Origin of the sequence: Kribbella sandramycini (assembly GCF_013131805.1) — a bacterium.
GTDB classification, from domain to species: Bacteria; Actinomycetota; Actinomycetes; order Propionibacteriales; family Kribbellaceae; genus Kribbella; species Kribbella sandramycini.
Map to the genome: position 1 here is coordinate 953,642 of NZ_JABJRC010000001.1, position 18,476 is coordinate 972,117.

The following is an 18,476-nucleotide window of genomic DNA, read 5'->3' on the forward strand; positions in this document are numbered from 1 at the left end:
GAGCTTTGCTACGTCCGGGTGGCGGTGTTACTCCGCCGGGGCCGGGACGATGTTGACGACGCGGCGACCGCGCCGGGTGCCGAACTCCACCTTGCCCTCGGCGAGCGCGAACAGCGTGTCATCGCCGCCGCGGCCGACCAGGGTGCCCGGGTGGAAGTGCGTGCCGCGCTGGCGAACGATGATCTCGCCGGCGTTCACCAGCTGACCGCCGTACCGCTTCACGCCGAGCCGCTGCGCGTTGGAGTCACGACCGTTGCGGGTCGAGGCCGCTCCCTTTTTGTGTGCCATTTGGTAATCAGCTCACTTCTTCGCGTCGATCGCGGTGACCTTGACCTGGGTGTAGTGCTGACGGTGCCCCTGGCGCTTGCGGTAACCGGTCTTGTTCTTGTACTTCAGGATGGTGATCTTCGGGCCCTTGGTGCGGCCGAGAACCTCAGCCGACACGGCAACCTTGGCCAGCGCCGCCGCGTCGGTCGTCACGGTGTCGCCATCGACGACCAGGACCGCCGGCAGGACGACGGTGTCGCCCGCCTTGTCCGTCAGGCTGTCGATCTCGATGACATCGCCGACGGCGACCTTCTGCTGGGTGCCGCCACTGCGCACGATCGCGTACACCGTGGATCTCACTCTCTGCTGGATCGGAAGTTCTGTACACAGTGCGTTGGTCTGAGGCGCGAAGACTTCCTCACACTCTCACAGTCACAACACACAAGTCGGCGCGCTCAAGCGCACCGAAGGACCAGGATACTACGCGAGCGCAGCATCCTGGAAATCGGGTTACTGACCGGCCGGGACGAGCTCCGCGGGAGCCTCTGGAGCGTCGGTGGCCGCCTTACCGCGACCCCGGCTGCTGCGCCGCCGCCGCGTGCTCTTCGAGCCATTCTTCGCCGCCTGCTCGCCGCCGTCGCCGTCCGCCGCCGGTACGCCGTCGCCGGCGCCCTCCGCGGTCGGGAAGCCGGTCGCCTCCGGGCTGGTCGCGGCCTCGGTGTCGGACGCCGGGTAGCCGGTCGGCTCCGGCGTTCCGGACTCGCCGCCGTTGCCGGCCGAACCGTTCGCGCCGTTGCCGGCGGAGCCGTTCGCGCTGTGGTCGGCAGCGGTCTCGTCGTCCTTCTTGGCCGAGGCTGCGGCGATCTCGGCCAGCCGCTGGGCGGCGTCGCCGTTCTGGTGGGCGTGGTCGGCCTCGGCGGGCTGCTCGTCGTCACCGCGGTTCTTGCCGCGGCGCCGCCGGGAGCTCTTGCTGCGGCCGCCCTCGTCGGACTGCGCGGCCGGCTTCTGCTCCTGCGAGCCGTTGCCGTTCCCGTTGCCACCGCCACCGTTGCCGCCGCCGTTGTTCCCGCCGCGGCCGCCGTCCCTACGCCGGGACTCCTTCGGCTCGTCGTGCAGGATCAGGCCGCGGCCGCCGCAGTGGTCGCAGTTCTCGCTGAACGCCTCGAGCAGACCGGTGCCGATCCGCTTGCGGGTCATCTGGACCAGGCCGAGCGAGGTGACCTCGGCGACCTGGTGCTTGGTCCGGTCCCGGCCCAGGCACTCGACCAGCCGGCGCAGGACCAGATCGCGGTTCGACTCCAGCACCATGTCGATGAAGTCGATCACGATGATGCCGCCGATATCGCGCAGCCGGAGCTGGCGGACGATCTCCTCGGCCGCCTCCAGGTTGTTCTTGGTGACCGTCTCCTCGAGGTTGCCCCCGGAGCCGGTGAACTTGCCGGTGTTGACGTCGACGACGGTCATCGCCTCGGTCCGGTCGATGATCAGCGAACCACCCGAGGGCAGCCAGACCTTGCGGTCGAGCGCCTTCTTGATCTGCTCGTCGATCCGGAAGTTCGCGAAGACGTCGGAGTCCCCGGTCCACTTCTCGACCCGGTCGGCCAGGTGCGGCGCGACGCCGGTGACGTACTCGCGGACCTGGTCGAAGGCGCGGTCGCCGGAGATGACCAGCTTGGCGAAGTCCTCGGTGAACAGGTCGCGGACGACGCGGATCAGCAGGTCGGGCTCGCCGTACAGCAGCTGCGGGGCCTGGCCGTTCTTCGACTTCTTGTCGATCTCGGCCCAGGCGGCCTGCAGGCGGCTGACGTCGGCGGTCAGCTCCTCCTCCGAGGCGCCCTCGGCCGCCGTCCGGACGATCACGCCGGCCTCGTCGGGGACGATGTCCTTGAGGATCGTCTTCAGCCGGTTGCGCTCGGTGTCGGGCAGCTTGCGGCTGATCCCGCCGTTACCGCCGCGCGGGACGTAGACGACGTACCGGCCGGGCAGGCTGATCTGGTTCGTCAGGCGGGCGCCCTTGTGGCCGATCGGGTCCTTGGTGACCTGGACCAGGACCGCCTGGCCGGACTTCAGCACCTGCTCGATCTTGCGCGGCCCGTTGGCCCCGCCGAGGGTCGCCCAGTCGACCTCACCGGCGTACAGGACCGCGTTGCGGCCCTTGCCGATGTCGATGAAGGCGGCCTCCATACTGGGCAGCACGTTCTGGACGCGGCCGAGGTAGACGTTGCCGATCAGCGAGGTGTGCTCGGCCTGGGCGACGTAGTGCTCGACCAGGACGTTGTCCTCGGAGACGGCGATCTGGGTCAGGTCCTCGCGGGAGCGGATCACCATCGTCCGCTCGACCGACTCGCGGCGGGCCAGGAACTCGGCCTCGGTCACGATCGGCGCGCGGCGGCGACCGGCGGCGCGACCCTCGCGGCGGCGCTGCTTCTTCGCCTCCAGCCGGGTCGAGCCCTCGATCGCGGTGACCTCGTTGGCCGTGTTCTTGCTGCGCGGCTCGCGGACCCGGACGACGGTCTCGTCGGGGTCGTCGGCCGAGCCGGTGCCCTCTTCGCCCTTACGGCGGCGGCGCCGGCGACGGCGGCGCGACGAGCTGCCCTCCTCGCCGTCCTCGGCGGAGTCGGTCTGCTCGTCGGACTCGTCCTCGGCGGCGGGCTCGGCGTCGTCGCCGTCCTGCTCGTCGGCGCTGTCCTCGGCCTCGTCGTCGGCGTCACCGGTCTTGCGACGGCGGCGGCCGCCGCGACGGCGCCGGCGACGACGGCTGCCCTCACCGGACTCGTCGCCGTCCTCGACGGCGTCGGTCTGCTCCTCGGCGTCCACCTCGGCTTCGACGGCCTCGGCGTCCTCCTCGGTCTCTTCCTCGTCCTCGTCGGTCGCGACGACCGGCTCGACGACCTCTTCGGCGTCGCGGCCGCGGCGGCTGCGCCGACGGCGCGTGGTGGCCGGCTGCTCCTCGTCCTCGGCGGCAGGCTCGGCGGCCGGAGCCGCCTCGGCCGGGGCGCCCTTGCTCGGGACGGTCGGCGCCTGGAACAGGACGGCGGCCGCAGCCGGCGCCCGGCGACGCGTACGCCGCGTGGTCGGCTCGGCCTCTTCGGCGACCTCGGCCGCCGGCTCGTCCGCCGACGGGAACAGCGGGGCCGCAGGCTCGTCGGCCGCCGCCTCCGCAGCCTTCCCCCGCCGGCGCGAAGAGCGCGCAGCAGGAGCAGCCTGCTCAGCGGCCGCACCGGAGGCGGCCTGGTCAGCGTTAGACGCGGGGGCAGCTTCGTCAGCAGCCTTCCCGCGGCGGCGCGAGGAGCGCTTGGCCGGCGCAGCCTGGTCGGTAGCGGGAGCCGGAGCGGAGGCAGCCTGGTCGGCGGTGGGCGCGGGGGCAGCCGGCTCGGTGGTGGGGCTGACGACGTGGGAGGTGCCGGTGAAGGTCAGCGAACGCTTGGGAGCGGGCGACGCTTCGGCAGTAGCCGCCGTTGTATCGGTGGTTGTGGTCGCCTCGACGGCGCTCGCCGTCGTGTCAGCCACGGTGGAGCGGCGGGTGCGGGTGCGGCGGGTTAGCGCGGGCTCCGGGGTGGTGGGGTGCTCGGCGTCGGCGACTGGGCCGTCGGTGAGGGGGGTGTCGGTGGCTACCAGGGTGGCGGCGGCCTTCTTGGCGGTGCGCTTGCGCGCGGGGGCCTTCTTGGCCGGGGCCGCCTCGGTGACCGGGCCGGCGTCGGCGAGGGCCGTGGGGGCCTCGGGCTCGGCGGTCTTCTTCGCGGCGCGCTTGGCGGCGGTCTTCTTGACCGAAGCGGCGGCCTTGGCCGGGGCCTTCTTGGCGACGGCCTTCTTGGCGGCCGTCTTCTTCGCCGCGGTCTTCGGCGCCGGGTCGGCGGTGGCGTCGTCCGACTGGGTCGGGACGTCGGCGACCTTCTTGGCGACCCGCTTGCGCGGGGTGGCCGCCTTCTTGGCGACGGTCTTCCGGGCCGCCTTCTTGGCGGGGGCGGTGGCAGTCTCGGCTGCCTCGGTGGTCGGCTCGTTGTCGAGCATGTGGTGCGGTCTCCTCAAGCCCGGCGGCGCACCCTGCGACCCCTGTCACGGGCCGGGCGCTGCTACCTGGCGGTCACGGTTCGCCGCTCCTGACCGGGGCCCGGGCGACGGAAGCCTGCTGGATCCGCTCCGCCCGCGCTCAGGGCACAGAGGGAGCGGCGGCGTCGCCCTCCGCGGTATGCGTCTGGTGGGGACCTGCCTGGCCGGTCGCGGTCGCCTGGTTGGCGTCGCGGTCACGAGCGAGCGGGTCGTCCACTGTGCCGGTTGCCGCGATCAGCGGGCCCTGGGCGAGCCTGGTCAGAAGAGCCGGGCCCGGCACCGGAAGCGTCGCTACTTCGAGCACGCCGGCGAGAACGTCGTCGGGTCTCACGGCCGGGGTTCCGTGCCGTAACACCACTTGCAGTATCGCACACGTCGGAACCGGCTCCGGTTCGCGCGCTACGGTGAGTCGCAGAACGGCCGCTCGACAGTCGAACGAGCGAAGCCCCCGCTTGGTCATGCGCTCGACCATGATTTCGTCCCGCTCCAGGAACGCCGCCACCGCCGCGTCCGCCTGCTCCGGGGCAACGCCCGGGAGCGCGATCCGCCACTCGCTGGCCTCCAGCTGGTCGGCCAGCGACCCCGGCCCGGCGACGACCGTCTCCAGCACGTCCAGCCCGGGCGGCAGCGCCTCGTCGAGCGCGGCGCGGACCTGTTCGGCGTCCCGCTCGTGTGTGAGCGAGATCTCCAAGTACTCCGCTTCCGAGGCGGCCCCGGTCGGCGCGGCCCCGGCGTACGAGATCTTCGGGTGCGGGCTGAAGCCGTGCGAGAAGGCGACCGGCAGCCCGGCCCGGCGGACGGCCCGCTCGAAGGCGCGCTGGAAGTCGCGGTGTGAGGTGAATCGCAGCCGGCCGCGCTTGGCGAACCGGATCCGCAGCTTCTGGACCGCGGGCAGCTGCTGCGACGGCGGAGCTTGAACAGGCACGCCCGCATTCTGCCAGCTCGAACGACAGGAGGTACCCGGCCCGGCCGCAGGCAGCGCAGGCTCAGCGCAGGTGGCGGCGGGCCGGATCAGGCCACCACCTCCTGTCGTTACGGCTGCGCGGCCTTGCCGGTGAGGTAGAGGGCCCAGCCGAGCAGGCCGAAGGCGATCAGGTCGAGGACGACGCGGACGCCGTTGAAGGTGCGCCAGCGGGCCTCGTCGAAGGCGGCCCGGGCGGCGGCGACGTCGATCGTGTTCGGGTCGCCGGCCGCCTTGAGCGCGTCGTTCAGCGGGACGTTGACGGCGACCGTGAGCACCATCGTGATCAGGTAGAGGACGAGCGCGGCGGCGATCCACGGCAGCGCCTTCTCCTTGAGGCTGAGCAGCCCCGCGAGCACCGTGAACAGCAGCGCCCCGACGAACCCGAGGCCGAGGAAGACCGGGTTGATGATCGCCCGGTCGACCGCCTGGAAGGTCGAGACGAAGGTCTTGTCGTCGACCTTGGCCAGCCCCGGCATGAACGCGTTCGAGTACGCGAAGTAGATCCCGGCCATCATCCCCGTGGTGACCGTGGCCGCCATCAGCGCCGCCACCCGCAGTCCGTTCATGTCGCTCCTCCAGTACGGCGGGACCACCCCGCACCGAAAAAGCTAGGCCCCGCCGCCTGTCACGGACATGTCACCGCGGCTCAGCTTCATGTCCCGGCGACTCACAGCCGCGCGCACTGCCCCGACCGCGGCCCGTCGACGCGGTTCGGCGCCTGCAGATCGGTCGGTACGGCGGCGTTCTGCGTGCAGGCCAGCGGCCCACGGACGACGTTCCCGGCCAGGACGACGGGCTCCGCCGTCCGCGCGCCCGTGATCGACACCGGACCGTTGATCGTGCTGCCCACCAGCACCGCGCTCTGCGTGGCCCCGGTCAGCACGACCGGCCCGCTCACGGTCGAGCGCAGCAGGTGGACGTCGCCGCCCCGGACCGGACCGGCGATCCGGCTGTCCGTGGCGACCAGCGCAGCACCCGCCGACACGTTGACCGGGCCGTTGATCGTTGCCCCGGTCAAGCACGTCACGCCGGATCGAACCGCCAGCGGGCCGTTCCGGGTGTCCGTGATCGTCGTCGTACAGGCCGGGGCCGGGCGCAACAAGGTGACCGCGAACCGGTTCGGCGTCCCAATGTTGCCGGAGGCATCGATCGCCCGGTACTCGACCTGATGCCGGCCGTAGCCGGGCGGGACGTCGTCCCACGGCACCACCCGCGGGACGCCGAGTTTGCCGTAGACGAGCTGGTCGATCGCCGTCCCCTCCGCAGTGAACCTGTACGGCGCCGAGGCGTCGGTCGGCCAACCGAAGTAGTTGAACCAGCCGTCGCCGTTGACCCGGAACTCCGGGACGACGTACCCCGTGCTGTCGTCGGTCGCGGCCAGCTGCATCGTGAACGCGTCGTTGTAGATGTACTCCGGCCCGGTCGGCTTCTGCACGGTCAGCAGCGGCTTGGAGAGCATCGACGTCACGGTCGGCTCGACGCCGTCGACCTGCCAGGTCAGAGTCTGCGAACCGACGGTCGCGGTCAGCGTGTGCCGGCCGGTCAGCCGCAGCGGCTCGAGGTCGAAATCACGATCGTTGCCCGAATTCGGCACCGCTACGCCGTCGACCCGCCACTCGATCGCCGGCTGCTCGGCGTCGGACTGCGTCGTCTCGGCGTACACGACCTCATCGGCGGCCACCGGATGCTCGGTCGAGGTCGACCCGGTGAAGGTGGCCGGCGCGTCCGCGGCCGGAGCGCTCAGCGCGGGGTTGACCGTCCAGCTCCGGGAGGCGGTCGGGCGGACGGCGGGGTCGCGGACGAACTCGGTCGGGTCGACGATCTTCGCGGTCAGCGTGTGCGGGCCGGCAGTCAGATCGAGGGTCGCCAGGTCGAGCGCGCGGCGGTTGGCGGTCGGGAGGACGCGGCCGTCGAGCGTCCAGGTGACGTCGAGCTCGTGACTCGACGGGTGCAAGGTCTGCAGCCAGACGACCTGATCCGGGGCGACCTGACCGGCCGGTGTACTCGCCTGGAACAGGCTGGCCCGAGACGAGATCCGCTGCGTCATCCGCTCCCGGGAGGGCTGGTCGAAGTAGTAGCCCAGGGTCTTCATCATCGAATGCCGGCTGGGCCGCCAGACGCCGGAACCGGCGTACATGCCGCCCTCGTAGCGGCCGATCACGCCGCCGGACTCCGACGGCTCCCCCAGCCAGCGGAACCACTTCACCTGCTGATCGCGCATCTGCTGGGTGCTGAGCAGGCTGTGGTGGATCGAGGCCGGCTCCGGACCGACGTACGGCGCGCCGCGGTCGCCCCGGGCGTAGTAGTCGTACTCGTCCTGGAGGCCGCCGAGTGAGTGCCCGAGCTCGTGCGGCGTGATCAGGGCGGAGAGCGCGTTACCGCCGGACGCCGTCGCGTAGGTGCCCCCGGCGCCGCCGTACGTGTCGCTGTTGCCGATAGCAAGAATCTGGCGGTTGGCCGCGGTGCTGCCGGCGACCAGGTCGGCGTACTGGATCGCGGCGGTGGAGCTGACCGTCAGCAGGCGCTGGACGCTGGCCGGGTTGCAGCCGCCCCAGAAGCCCATCTGCAGCGGGGTGTCGACCTTGGGCGAAGTGAGGTTCGGATCACAGTCGACGCCGCTCTGCGGGGACGGGATCTCGACCGCGTAGACGTTGATGTAGTTCCGGTACGACTTGAACGGCTCGATGCTCCAGAGGACGTTCAGGTGTTTGTCGAGCTGCTCGCGGAACTTCGGCAGCTCGGCCGCGGTGTAGCCGTCGCCCATCACGATCAGGTTGAACCGGGACTCCGTGGGCCCGGTCACCTGCAGCGGAACGACCTCGACCCCGGGCGGCGCCTCGGCGCGGGCCACGGTTCCCCCGGCGAAGACCGCCGCGAAAACGCCGATCACTGCCGTCAATGCTCGTGCGCGCATTCCCACTCCCCTGGCCCCGGGCGACTGTGCCGTGAGCAGCTTACGAACGCGCACCGACCTGTGTCAGGACCTTCCGCGTGCCGACTTGCTGCCCATCCCGGGCCCGCGTGCGGCATCATGAGCACTCGGGGAACTGTGAGGAGAGGACATCGATGACGGAACCGGCGCAGTCGCCACGGCCCGAACCGACCCGGGGAGACCCGGTCGTCGACGCCGCGGCCGACGGTGACGGCAAGGGCATCTATTGGTTGCTGCGGAACGTGATCGTCGGACCGCCGGTGAAGCGGATCTTCCGGCCGAACGTGATCGGCGCCGAGCACGTGCCCGAGCAGGGGGCCGCGATCATCGCGAGCAACCACCTCTCGTACGCCGACTGGATCTTCATGCCGCTGGCGCTGCGCCGGCGGGTGACGTTCGTCGCGAAATCGGACTACTTCACCGGCGCCGGGATCAAGGGCCGGTTCCAGCGCGGATTCTTCAAGGGCACCGGCCAGGTGCCGATCGACCGCTCCGGCGGCTCGGCGTCCGAGGGCGCGATGCGGGCCGGGATGAAGGTGCTGGAGCGCGGCGACCTGTTCGGCATCTACCCCGAGGGCACCCGCTCGCACGACGGCCGGCTCTACAAGGGCCGGACGGGCGTGGCCCGGCTGGCGCTGGAGGCCAAGGTCCCGGTGATCCCGTGCGGCGTGATCGGCACGGACGTCGTCGCCCCGCCCGGCAAGGTGGTGGCGTCGTTCGCCTCGCCGACGGTCAAGTTCGGCGAGCCGCTGGACTTCTCCCGCTACGAGGGGATGGAGAGCGACCGGCTGATCCTGCGCGCCGTCACCGACGAGATCATGTACAAGATCATGGAGCTGTCCGGCCAGGAGTACCTCGACATGTACGCCACCAAGGCGAAGTCGCTGGAGGGCCGGGCGGTCACCGGAGCGCCGAAGAAGGTCCGCAAGACGGACACCTGATCCGCTGGTTGAGATGACCGGGGTCTAGTCTGGAAGTCGTGGACGGACCGATCGCTTATCAGGGTGAGCCAGGCGCCAACTCGGCGATGGCCTGCACCGAGATGTTCCCGGGACGCGCGCAGCTGCCCTGTACGACGTTCGAGGACGCCCTCGACGCCGTCAGCAGCGGCCGCGCCGGGCTGGCGATGATCCCGATCGACAACTCGATCGCCGGCCGGGTGGCCGATATCCACCACCTGCTGCCGGAGTCCGGGCTGCACATCATCGGCGAGCACTTCCTGCCGATCCACTTCCAGCTGATGGCCGTGCCCGGGGCGACGATCGACCAGATCACGACCGTCCGCAGTCACGTGCACGCGCTCGGTCAGTGCCGCAAGATCATCCGCGAGCACGGCTGGGCCACGATCGTCGCCGATGACACGGCCGGCTCGGCCCGCGAGGTCGCCGAGCTGAACGACCCGACCGTCGCCTCGCTGTCCCCGCGCGCCGCCGCCGACCTCTACGGCCTGCAGACCCTGGCCACCGACGTCGAGGACGAGCACCACAACACGACCCGCTTCCTGGTCCTGTCCCGCGAGCCCGTCGTACCGGCGGTCGGCTCCGGCCCGATCATCACCAGCTTCATCTACCGGGTCCGCAACGTCTCCGCGGCGCTCTACAAGGCCCTCGGCGGCTTCGCCACCAACAGCGTCAACATGACCAAGCTGGAGTCCTACCAGCTCGGCGGCATGTTCTTCGCCACCCAGTTCTACGCCGATATCGAAGGCCATCCCGAAGACCCGAACGTCGCCCTCGCCCTCGAAGAGCTCGCCTTCTTCTCCGTCGAGGTCCGCCTCCTCGGCGTCTACCCCGCCCACCCCTTCCGCGCCCAGATCGCCGAACCCGCCGCCAACCGAGCCCTCCGCCCGCACCACTAAACCTGTCGCGAGTGCTCGCCGCGCCTGATTGGGTGCGGGAATGCACATCGTGAACGTCGACGGGCGCGACGCCGAGGTCTTCCGGCAGTTCTACGCGGTGAAGTACGCCGTCCGGCAGGAGGAGCTCGAGTTCCCGGTCGGGCTCGGCGCCGAGGAGGCTCGCGTCCTGATGGCGGGGACGCACACCGACGTCCGGGCCGACGGCGCCGGCCTGGTCGACGGGGACGTCTGGGCCGGGGTCGTCTGGTTCGACTGGTGGTTGGCGGGGAACACCGACACGGTCGACGTCGAGTTCGCGGTCGCGCCGGCGTACCGGCGGCGTGGGATTGCGACGCGGTTGCTGGACGTTGCCATCGACTGGGCCAGGTCTGCCGGCCGGCGGGTGCTGTCAGGGGTGAACCTGGCCGGCGATCCCGTGACGGGCGACAGCCCTGGTTCGGCGTTCGCCGCGGCCCGCGGGTTCGTGCGGAAGCACTCCGAACTGCACCAGGTGCTCGAACTGCCGATCGACGTCCAGGAACGTGCCGTGCCTGGGTATGAGCTGGTGCAGTGGCGGGAGCACACGCCGGTGGAATGGCTCGAGCAGTTCGCCGACCTGCAGACCGGGATGAGTCAGGACGTCCCAGCCGGTGAGCGGACGACGGAGCCCGTGCTGTGGACGCCGCAGCTGATTCGCGAGGCCGAGGCGCGACGCCTTGCCCAGGGACGCTTCACCTACACGACCGCCGCCGTCCATGGCGCATCCGGCGAGCTGGCGGCGTACACGCAGATGGGCGGGACGCCGGAGACGCCCGATCGGCTCGGTCAGTACGACACGTACGTCCGTCGGTCCCATCGCGGGCACGGTCTGGGCCTGGCGGTCAAGGCGCCCAATCTGCGCGCCCTGCAGGCAGGGCTCGCTCGCCCTGCGGTCCTGCACACCTGGAACGCACCCGAGAACGCGCCGATGATCGCGGTCAACGACCGCTTGGGCTTCCGGCCGGTCAACATCCGCACCACCTGGGAACTCGCCGTCAGGTGAATCGCCCGGATCGTCAACCCAGCAAGCGTTTTGATGAAGTTGACGGAGTGTGCGCGAGGGGTTGTGTGCGGGGCGTGAGCGGAGGATGGTGAAGGCAGAGCAGCGACTTGGGGGCCGGCTGTTCGGTGGGTGGCGACGGTTAGGGATCGTCGTCGGCCGGGGCTTGCGCTGGGGGTGAGATCGACGGTCAGGGCCCGCATCGAGTGCCCCCTGCGTTAGGGGGAAGGACATGCCGAGGAAGGCCAACGGCAAGGTAGCGGCGAACGGCACGCCGGACACGGGGATGAGCAGTGCGACCGGCGGCGCCGCGGGGATGAACGCGGCGTCCGGCGGCGATGCGATGAAGGGCCCGGCGGGCGGGTCGACCACGATGAGCGGCGGCGGCGCGGCGGGCGGCGCCGGGATGGACGGAAGCGCCGGTATGAGCGGCACTGGACCGGGGCGCACGGAGTACCCGACGCGGCGGCAGTGCGGTGTGATGGACGTGCACCGGCGGCTGCTGACGAACTCACCGGAGTACGCGCTGACCCGGTCGGCGCTGGAGAACGCGACCACGTTGTACCTGTCCCGCCAGCAGCGGTTCAGCGGCGTCGCGCGGATCCCGTGCGTGGTGCACGTGGTCTGGAAGACGCCCGCGCAGAACATCTCGCAGGCGCAGATCGACAGCCAGCTGGACGTGCTGAACCACGACTTCCGGGCCACGAACGCCGACCTCGGGATCGTGCCGGCGCCGTTCGGCGGGCTGGTCGCGGACGCCCGGATCGAGTTCTTCCTGGCGACCGAGGACCCGAACGGGAATCCGACGTCCGGTATCACCAGGACGCAGACCACGCGGACGTCGTTCGGCACCGACGACGGGGTGAAGTCGTCGGCGTCCGGCGGGATCGACCCCTGGCCGACGGACCGGTACCTGAACATCTGGGTCTGCCAGCTCGGCGGCGGCCTGCTCGGGTACGCGCAGTTCCCCGGCGGGCCGGCCGAGACCGACGGCGTCGTCGTCCTGCACTCGGGGTTCGGGACGAACGGGACGGCGGCCGCGCCGTTCAACCTCGGGCGAACGACGACGCACGAGATCGGGCACTACCTGAACCTGTTCCACATCTGGGGTGACGACGGGACGGGCTGCAGCGGGACGGACGAGGTGGCCGACACCCCGAACCAGGGCGGCCCGAACTTCGGCGTACCGACGTTCCCGAAGCTGTCGTGCAGCAACGGGCCGAACGGCGATCTGTTCGTGAACTACATGGACTACACCGACGACCGCGGGATGGTGATGTTCACCCATGACCAGGTCGCCCGGATGGAGGCCTGTCTGGACACGGTGCGCGGCAGCCTGCCGGTGTCGGGCGGCGGGTCCGGTACGCCGGAGCCGGCCGGCTCGACGGTGTCGTGGGGCTCCGGGCGGCTCGACACGTTCGTGCTCGGGACGGATCTGGCGACGTACCACAAGTGGTGGGACGGGACGGCCTGGGGACCGTCGGTGACCGGGTACGAGTACATGGGCGGGATCTGTATGAGCGCGCCCGAGGTCGCGTCGTGGGGGCCGAACCGGCTGGACGCGTTCGTGCTCGGGAGCGACCACGCGGTCTATCACAAATGGTGGGACGGGGCCGCGTGGGGACCGTCGGTGACCGGGTGGGAGTACCTCGGCGGGACGTGTATGAGCCCGCCGCGGCTGGCGACCTGGGGCCCGAACCGGCTGGACGCGTTCGTCCTCGGGACGGACCGGGCGCTCTACCACAAGTGGTGGGACGGCGCGGCCTGGGGACCGTCGGCAACCGGGTACGAATACCTGGGCGGAATCTGCATGAGCCCACCGGAGGTTGTTGCCTGGGGCCCCGATCGGTTGGACGTGTTCGTACTCGGCACGGACAACGCCGTCTACCACCAGTGGTGGGACGGCTCGGTGTGGTCGGGCTGGGAGTCGCTCGGCGGCGTCTGCGCTTCGCCGCCGCGTGCCGTGGCTTGGGGGCCGAACCGCTTGGATCTGTTCGTGATCGGGACCGATTCGGCCCTGTATCACAAGTGGTGGGACGGATCGGCGTGGTCCGGCTGGGAGTCGCTCGGCGGCGTCTGTACGACGGCGCCCACGGTCGTCTCCTGGGACGCGAACCGGCTCGACGTGTTCGTCCTCGGGACGGACTCGGCCCTCTACCACCAGTGGTGGGACGGGTCGACATGGTCGGGCTGGGAGTACCAGGGCGGCGTCTGCACCGACGAGCCGCGGGTCGTCTCCTGGGGGCCGAACCGGCTGGACGTCTTCGTCACCGGGACCGACAAACAGCTCTTCCACAAGTGGTGGGACGGGACGGCGTGGGGCCCGTCGCTGACCGGATTCGAAGCTCTCGGCGGCACGATCTCGGACTTCAAACTCACCATCCCCACCGAGATCCCCGCCGAACAGCCGCTCTCGATCGGAGAGGTGGTCCTGAGCTGACCACCCACGTCCCCGGCCGGTGGACGCACTCCTTCGAGGAGGACCACGACGGACTCACCGTCTACCGCCGCGACGACTTCACCTTCCCACCGGCCCGCGGCCGGCGGGGGGTGGAGTTCCGCCCCGACGGCACCCTCCTCACCTACGCCATCGGCCCCGCCGACACCCCCACCCCCAGCCCCGCCGGCCACTGGACCCACACCGGCACCCTCACCAACGGCCACATCGTCACCGCCACCCCCGACCGCCTGGAAATCCGCTGGGAGACCTGACATGCCCACCATCCGCTACCTCCTCATCCCCACTCATACCCGCAGTTCTACAGAAGAAGAAGGGGTTTGTTGGGCTCGGGTTGGGGAGGCGGGGGTGGTTTGGGGTGGGGAAGGGGTTCGGGTGGGGAGGGGGGCGAGGACGGCGCCTGGGTTGTTGCTGGTCACTCAGGTGGGGCGGAGTTTTGAGGAGGAGTTTCCGGGGGTTCGGCCGATTGTGCGGCGGGGGCGGCACCTGGTGATTTCGGCGGGAGATCGGCCGCGACGGCGGTCGAACAACTGTTGGCGGGTTGAGGTTTTGAAGCCGGGGGTGGTGGTTGAGCGGGTGACGGGGATGGTGGGGCGGCGCGAGGATGCGGGGGTGGTGGAGCGGGTGGATGTGGCGGCGTTTCGGGAGGAGGTGGAGTGGCTGGCAGGGTTGCCGACCCGGCATTCGACGAGTGCGGCGTACGGGACGGCGGTTGATCGGGTCGCGGCGCGGATGGTTGCTATGGGCTACCAAACGCGGCGGCAGCAGATCAGCGTGGGGGCGAAGAGCTCGCAGAATGTGATCGGGGAGCGCGCGGGCGCCGACGACGGGGTGGTGCTGGTGACGGCTCATCTGGATTCGGTGAACCATGTGGGTGGGCCGGCGGGGGCCGCGCCGGGGGCGGACGACAACGCGAGTGGGGCCGCGGGGGTGCTGGAGCTGGGCCGGGTGCTCGCGAGCGGGAGCTGGCGGCACGGCGTCCGGCTGATCCTGTTCGGGGGTGAGGAACAAGGGCTGTTCGGCAGCAAGCAGTACGTCGCCGCCCTCCCACCGGCCGAGCGGAACAGAATCCGCGCCGTCCTCAACCTCGACATGATCGCGACCCGCAACACCACCACCCCGACCGTGCTCCTCGAAGGCGCCGCACTCTCCCAGAGCCTCATCACCACCCTGGCGAACGCGGCCGCGACGTACACCGGCCTGACCGTCGAGACCTCCCTGCACCCGTTCGCCAGCGATCACGTCCCGTTCCTCAACGCCGGCATCCCCGCCGTCCTGACGATCGAGGGCGGCGACTCCGCCAACGCGAACATCCACACCGCGAACGACACCCTGAACCACCTCGACTGGGCCTACGCCGCCGACATCCTCCGAATGAACGCCGCCGCCCTCGCCACCTGGCTCGAGCCCATCCCCCGCCCCCGCCCCGCCGGCCCGATCGTCTCCTGGGGCCCCGGCCGGATCGACATCTTCACCACCGGCTGATTCGGCCGGAGCGAAAAGGGTCGAATTTAGGCATAAAATCACCTAGTCTGCAGGGCTTCTGTTATTTTCTAACCGAAGGGACTGGGGATGAGGAAACTTCTTGGGGCCGTCCTCGCGGCGGTGGCGGGTGTTGGGCTGGCTGCGGGGCCGGCGCAGGCCACGGGGACCGGCGCGCAGGCGTGCGATCTGCACATCGCGAAGGGCGTCTACTCCAGCGCGGGGATGCTGTATGTCGCGGTTTCGCTGGATGGGTGCTCGACCAGCGTGACCGAGGTGTTGGTCGAGCTGCATCGCAGCGACAGTGCTGGTGGGCCGTTCAGTAAGTTCGACGAGGCGTACGCGTACTCCGGCGGCGCGGCGTGGTTCGGGCCGGGCACGGACTGCGGGTACTGGAAGGGCGTGGCGCGCTGGCAGGGCCAGACCGAGACCACTCCGGACGTGAACTTCGGCTGTAGCTGAGGCGAGGGGCCCGCGGGCGGCGGGCCCCGCGCTCAGACGACGGACAGCGGGAGCAGCTTCTTGCCGGTCGGGCCGATCTGGATCTCGGTGTTCATCTGCGGGCAGACGCCGCAGTCGAAGCAGGGCGTCCAGCGGCAGTCGTCGACCTCCAGGGCGCCGTCCTCCTCGAGGGCGTCCTGCCAGTCCTCCCACAGCCAGTCGCGGTCGAGGCCGGAGTCCAGGTGGTCCCAGGGCAGGACTTCGGCGTACTCGCGCTCGCGCGTCGTGTACCAGGCCAGGTCGACCGGGTGGTCGGCGAGCGCCTTGTCCGCGCAGTCGATCCAGCGCTCGTACGAGAAGTGCTCGCTCCAGCCGTCGAAGCGGCCGCCGTCGCGCCAGACCGCCTCGATGATCCGCCCGACCCGGCGGTCACCGCGGGACAGCAGCCCTTCAATGATGCCCGGCTTGCCGTCGTGGTACCGGAAGCCGATCGCCTTCGCGTACTTCTTGTCCGACCGGATGGCCTGGTTCAGCTTCGCGAGCCGCGCGTCGGTCTCCTCGACGCCGAGCTGCGAGGCCCACTGGAACGGCGTGTGCGGTTTCGGCACGAACCCGCCGATCGACACCGTGCAGCGGATGTCGTTCCGCCCCGACGCCTCGCGGCCGGTCGCGATGACCTTCTTCGCGAGCTCCGCGATCGCGAGCACGTCCTCGTCGGTCTCGGTCGGCAGCCCGCACATGAAATACAGCTTCACCTGCCGCCAGCCGTGGCTGTATGCCGCCGCCACCGTGCGGATCAGGTCTTCCTCGGTGACCATCTTGTTGATCACCTTGCGCATCCGGTCCGACCCGCCTTCGGGCGCGAACGTCAGCCCGCTGCGCCGGCCGTTCCGGGAGAACTCGTTGGCCAGCGTGATGTTGAACGCGTCGACCCGGGTCGACGGCAGCGACAGCGAGACGTTGCTGCCCTCGTACCGGTCGCCCAGCCCCTTGGCCACATCGGCGATCTCGGTGTGGTCGGCACTCGACAGGCTGAGCAGGCCGACCTCCTCGAACCCGGTCTGCTTCAGGCCGTTGTCGACCATGTCGCCGATCGTGGTGATACTGCGCTCGCGCACCGGCCGGGTGATCATGCCCGCCTGGCAGAACCGGCAGCCACGCGTGCAGCCGCGGAAGATCTCCACCGAGAACCGCTCGTGCACGGTCTCCGCGAGCGGCACCAGCGGCTTCTTCGGGTACGGCCAGGCGTCCAGATCCATCACGGTGTGCTTCGCCGTCCGGAACGGGACGCCGGGCCGGTTCGGCACCACGCGCTGGATCCGCCCGTCGGCCAGGTACTCGACGGTGAAGAACTTCGGGATGTACACCCCGCCGGTCTTCGCCAGCCGCAGCAGCACTTCGTCGCGGCCGCCCGGCTTGCCCTCGTCCTTCCACTCCCGGATCACCTCGGAGATGGCCAGCACGATCTCCTCGCCGTCGCCGAGGACGGCGGCGTCCACGAAGTCGGCGACCGGCTCCGGGTTGAACGCCGCGTGCCCGCCGGCCAGGACGATCGGGTCCTCGTCGGTGCGATCGACGGCGTACAGCGGGATGCCGGCCAGATCGAGCGCGGTCAGCATGTTCGTGTAGCCGAGCTCGGTCGAGAACGACAGCCCGAACACGTCGAACGCGCGCACCGGGCGGTGGCTGTCCAGCGTGAACTGCGGGATGCCGTGCTCACGCATGACGGCCTCCATGTCCGGCCAGACGGAGTACGTCCGCTCGGCCAGCAGGTGCTCGCGCTCGTTCAGCACTTCGTACAGGATCTGGACGCCCTGGTTCGGCAGGCCGACCTCGTACGCATCCGGGTACATCAGCGCCCACCGCACGGTGGCGGCGTCCCACTCCTTGCTGACCGAGTTCAGCTCACCTCCGACGTACTGGATCGGCTTCTGCACGGTCGGCAGCAGCGCCTCCAGGCGCGGGAACAGCGATTCGACAGTCATCAGGCACTTCCGGTCGGCGACGATGCGCCTACCAGATTAGCCCCGCGACTCCTCCAGCCCGGAATCGAGCGTCGAGCGGTGCCATGCGCGGTACTCCTCCAGGCACTGCGCGAGCACGCTCTCCAGCTGCTCATCGGTGGTGATCCCGTCCCGGTGCAGCTCCATTTCGTCGTTCAACCGCATCGCGAGATACCGCGAGCCGCCCGCCTTCACCGTGCGCTTCCACAGGTCCTGGCCGCGGGTCTGCAGCTCCGTACGGCGCCGCTCAGCCGCCTCGCGCTCCCGCTTGGCGCCCCAGCGAACATCGACCACCTTCTTCACCCCCAGCCCGAGACACGACGCCGCCGCCGCGACGTACCCCGCGGGCAGGAAGCCGATCACATCCAGCCCTGCATCCAGCGCATACGCGACCGGCCCGACCAGCAGCACCACCGCGAGGTCACCAGGGGCGGACACCCGGTCCAGCACCTTCGCCAGATCGTCGATCACCGCAGCGCCTGCCGTGCCTCGAGGACGGCGCGAAAATAGCCGAGCTGCACGGATGACGCGTTCCGGACCGCGGTGACGACCCCCGCCAGCTCAGGGATCTGTGCTTCGTGATGAGCGACGCGCTGCTTTGGGTCGCTCATCACGGACAGCAGGAGCCGCTCGGCGGATCGTTGCTCGGATGCCGGCGCCGCGCTCATCGCCGCCAGGAAGGCGTCCGTCACCCGCAGGAAGTCGTCGTCGGTCTGCGAGCGCCTCCAGGGGACTTTCACCGACCTGGCGCCTGGCACGGCTGCGAGGCTGCGCGGGCGGTACTCACGCTCCTCAGGCGCCGGGGCTTCGAGCGCGCGCCGGCGGGCGGTGGCGGCGGCGACTGCCAGCAGGAACAGCGTGAGGACGACGGCGATCGCGATGACGAAGGCGGCCGGGCCGTCGGCGTTGCTGCCGTCAGCGATGAAGAAGGCGAACATGCCGACCGCCAGCGCGAGGCCGAGGAGGCTGCCGCGGGGGCGGGTGGCTGGGTGGGCGTTCACCC

Annotated in this window: 16 protein-coding genes; 7 read left to right on the forward strand and 9 right to left on the reverse strand. The window is 70.4% G+C overall.

Annotated features, from left to right (window positions below):
* Positions 1-27: 27 nt before the first annotated feature.
* The 6 genes from rpmA to HPO96_RS04200 all read right to left on the reverse strand — a co-directional run bounded on the left by rpmA (position 28) and on the right by HPO96_RS04200 (position 8,195).
* Positions 28-288, reverse strand: coding sequence for a 50S ribosomal protein L27 (rpmA, locus tag HPO96_RS04175; RefSeq protein ID WP_171671131.1), 261 nt, complete (start codon positions 286-288; stop codon positions 28-30).
* A gap of 12 nt (positions 289-300) precedes the next feature.
* On the reverse strand, positions 301-615 hold the full coding sequence (rplU, locus tag HPO96_RS04180; protein WP_171672361.1) for a 50S ribosomal protein L21: 315 nt from the start codon (positions 613-615) through the stop codon (positions 301-303).
* A gap of 162 nt (positions 616-777) precedes the next feature.
* Entirely contained in the window at positions 778-4,278 is a 3,501-nt protein-coding gene (locus HPO96_RS04185; protein ID WP_171671132.1) for an Rne/Rng family ribonuclease, read from the reverse strand.
* A gap of 139 nt (positions 4,279-4,417) precedes the next feature.
* The gene (locus HPO96_RS04190; RefSeq protein WP_337796503.1) at positions 4,418-5,242 is read right to left on the reverse strand and encodes a TIGR03936 family radical SAM-associated protein; all 825 of its coding nucleotides are present in this window, start codon (positions 5,240-5,242) and stop codon (positions 4,418-4,420) included.
* Between the two features lie 107 nt (positions 5,243-5,349).
* The gene (locus HPO96_RS04195; RefSeq protein WP_171671134.1) at positions 5,350-5,847 is read right to left on the reverse strand and encodes an anthrone oxygenase family protein; all 498 of its coding nucleotides are present in this window, start codon (positions 5,845-5,847) and stop codon (positions 5,350-5,352) included.
* A 101-nt stretch (positions 5,848-5,948) separates the two neighbouring features.
* On the reverse strand, positions 5,949-8,195 hold the full coding sequence (locus HPO96_RS04200; RefSeq protein ID WP_171671135.1) for a M64 family metallopeptidase: 2,247 nt from the start codon (positions 8,193-8,195) through the stop codon (positions 5,949-5,951).
* Positions 8,196-8,347: 152 nt separating this feature from the next.
* Here HPO96_RS04200 and HPO96_RS04205 point away from each other — a divergent pair, with 152 nt between their 5' ends.
* From HPO96_RS04205 to HPO96_RS04235, 7 genes are all read left to right on the forward strand, one after another.
* Entirely contained in the window at positions 8,348-9,154 is an 807-nt protein-coding gene (locus HPO96_RS04205; RefSeq protein WP_171671137.1) for a lysophospholipid acyltransferase family protein, read from the forward strand.
* Between the two features lie 38 nt (positions 9,155-9,192).
* Positions 9,193-10,071 carry a prephenate dehydratase gene (locus HPO96_RS04210; RefSeq protein ID WP_171671138.1) on the forward strand — a complete coding sequence of 293 codons (879 nt, stop codon included), beginning with the start codon at positions 9,193-9,195 and terminating at the stop codon, positions 10,069-10,071.
* 40 nt (positions 10,072-10,111) lie between these two features.
* The gene (locus tag HPO96_RS04215; RefSeq protein WP_171671140.1) at positions 10,112-11,092 is read left to right on the forward strand and encodes a GNAT family N-acetyltransferase; all 981 of its coding nucleotides are present in this window, start codon (positions 10,112-10,114) and stop codon (positions 11,090-11,092) included.
* A gap of 229 nt (positions 11,093-11,321) precedes the next feature.
* Positions 11,322-13,529, forward strand: a complete 2,208-nt coding sequence (locus HPO96_RS04220; RefSeq protein WP_238354691.1) for a DUF8189 domain-containing protein — start codon at positions 11,322-11,324, stop codon at positions 13,527-13,529.
* Positions 13,530-13,639: 110 nt separating this feature from the next.
* Complete coding sequence (locus HPO96_RS04225; protein ID WP_171671141.1) at positions 13,640-13,801, forward strand: hypothetical protein; 162 nt, start codon at positions 13,640-13,642, stop codon at positions 13,799-13,801.
* A gap of 331 nt (positions 13,802-14,132) precedes the next feature.
* Positions 14,133-15,032: a M28 family metallopeptidase gene (locus tag HPO96_RS04230; protein ID WP_171672365.1), complete on the forward strand. Its 900-nt coding sequence runs from the start codon at positions 14,133-14,135 to the stop codon at positions 15,030-15,032.
* A gap of 87 nt (positions 15,033-15,119) precedes the next feature.
* Positions 15,120-15,491, forward strand: a complete 372-nt coding sequence (locus HPO96_RS04235; RefSeq protein WP_171671143.1) for a hypothetical protein — start codon at positions 15,120-15,122, stop codon at positions 15,489-15,491.
* Between the two features lie 32 nt (positions 15,492-15,523).
* Here the strand turns inward: HPO96_RS04235 and HPO96_RS04240 are convergent, their stop codons facing one another.
* From HPO96_RS04240 to HPO96_RS04250, 3 genes are read right to left on the reverse strand one after another with little or no spacing between them, the layout of a single operon-like run.
* A complete protein-coding gene (locus HPO96_RS04240) occupies positions 15,524-17,455 on the reverse strand; it encodes a TIGR03960 family B12-binding radical SAM protein (protein ID WP_171671145.1) in 1,932 nt (643 codons plus the stop codon).
* 36 nt (positions 17,456-17,491) lie between these two features.
* Positions 17,492-17,944 carry a hypothetical protein gene (locus tag HPO96_RS04245; protein WP_171671147.1) on the reverse strand — a complete coding sequence of 151 codons (453 nt, stop codon included), beginning with the start codon at positions 17,942-17,944 and terminating at the stop codon, positions 17,492-17,494.
* Positions 17,941-18,474, reverse strand: coding sequence for a hypothetical protein (locus HPO96_RS04250; protein ID WP_171671148.1), 534 nt, complete (start codon positions 18,472-18,474; stop codon positions 17,941-17,943). The genes HPO96_RS04245 and HPO96_RS04250 overlap by 4 nt, the downstream gene beginning before the upstream one ends.
* Positions 18,475-18,476 lie beyond the last annotated feature (2 nt).

Excerpts from the sequence above, each read along its gene's own strand:
- rpmA (WP_171671131.1), bottom strand. The coding sequence starts at position 288 with ATGGCACACAAAAAGGGAGCGGCCTCGACCCGCAACGGTCGTGACTCC.
- HPO96_RS04185 (WP_171671132.1), bottom strand. The coding sequence starts at position 4,278 with ATGCTCGACAACGAGCCGACCACCGAGGCAGCCGAGACTGCCACCGCC.
- HPO96_RS04195 (WP_171671134.1), bottom strand. The coding sequence starts at position 5,847 with ATGAACGGACTGCGGGTGGCGGCGCTGATGGCGGCCACGGTCACCACG.
- HPO96_RS04200 (WP_171671135.1), bottom strand. The coding sequence starts at position 8,195 with ATGCGCGCACGAGCATTGACGGCAGTGATCGGCGTTTTCGCGGCGGTC.
- HPO96_RS04205 (WP_171671137.1), top strand. The coding sequence starts at position 8,348 with ATGACGGAACCGGCGCAGTCGCCACGGCCCGAACCGACCCGGGGAGAC.
- HPO96_RS04215 (WP_171671140.1), top strand. The coding sequence starts at position 10,112 with ATGCACATCGTGAACGTCGACGGGCGCGACGCCGAGGTCTTCCGGCAG.
- HPO96_RS04220 (WP_238354691.1), top strand. The coding sequence starts at position 11,322 with ATGCCGAGGAAGGCCAACGGCAAGGTAGCGGCGAACGGCACGCCGGAC.
- HPO96_RS04230 (WP_171672365.1), top strand. The coding sequence starts at position 14,133 with ATGGTGGGGCGGCGCGAGGATGCGGGGGTGGTGGAGCGGGTGGATGTG.
- HPO96_RS04235 (WP_171671143.1), top strand. The coding sequence starts at position 15,120 with ATGAGGAAACTTCTTGGGGCCGTCCTCGCGGCGGTGGCGGGTGTTGGG.
- HPO96_RS04240 (WP_171671145.1), bottom strand. The coding sequence starts at position 17,455 with ATGACTGTCGAATCGCTGTTCCCGCGCCTGGAGGCGCTGCTGCCGACC.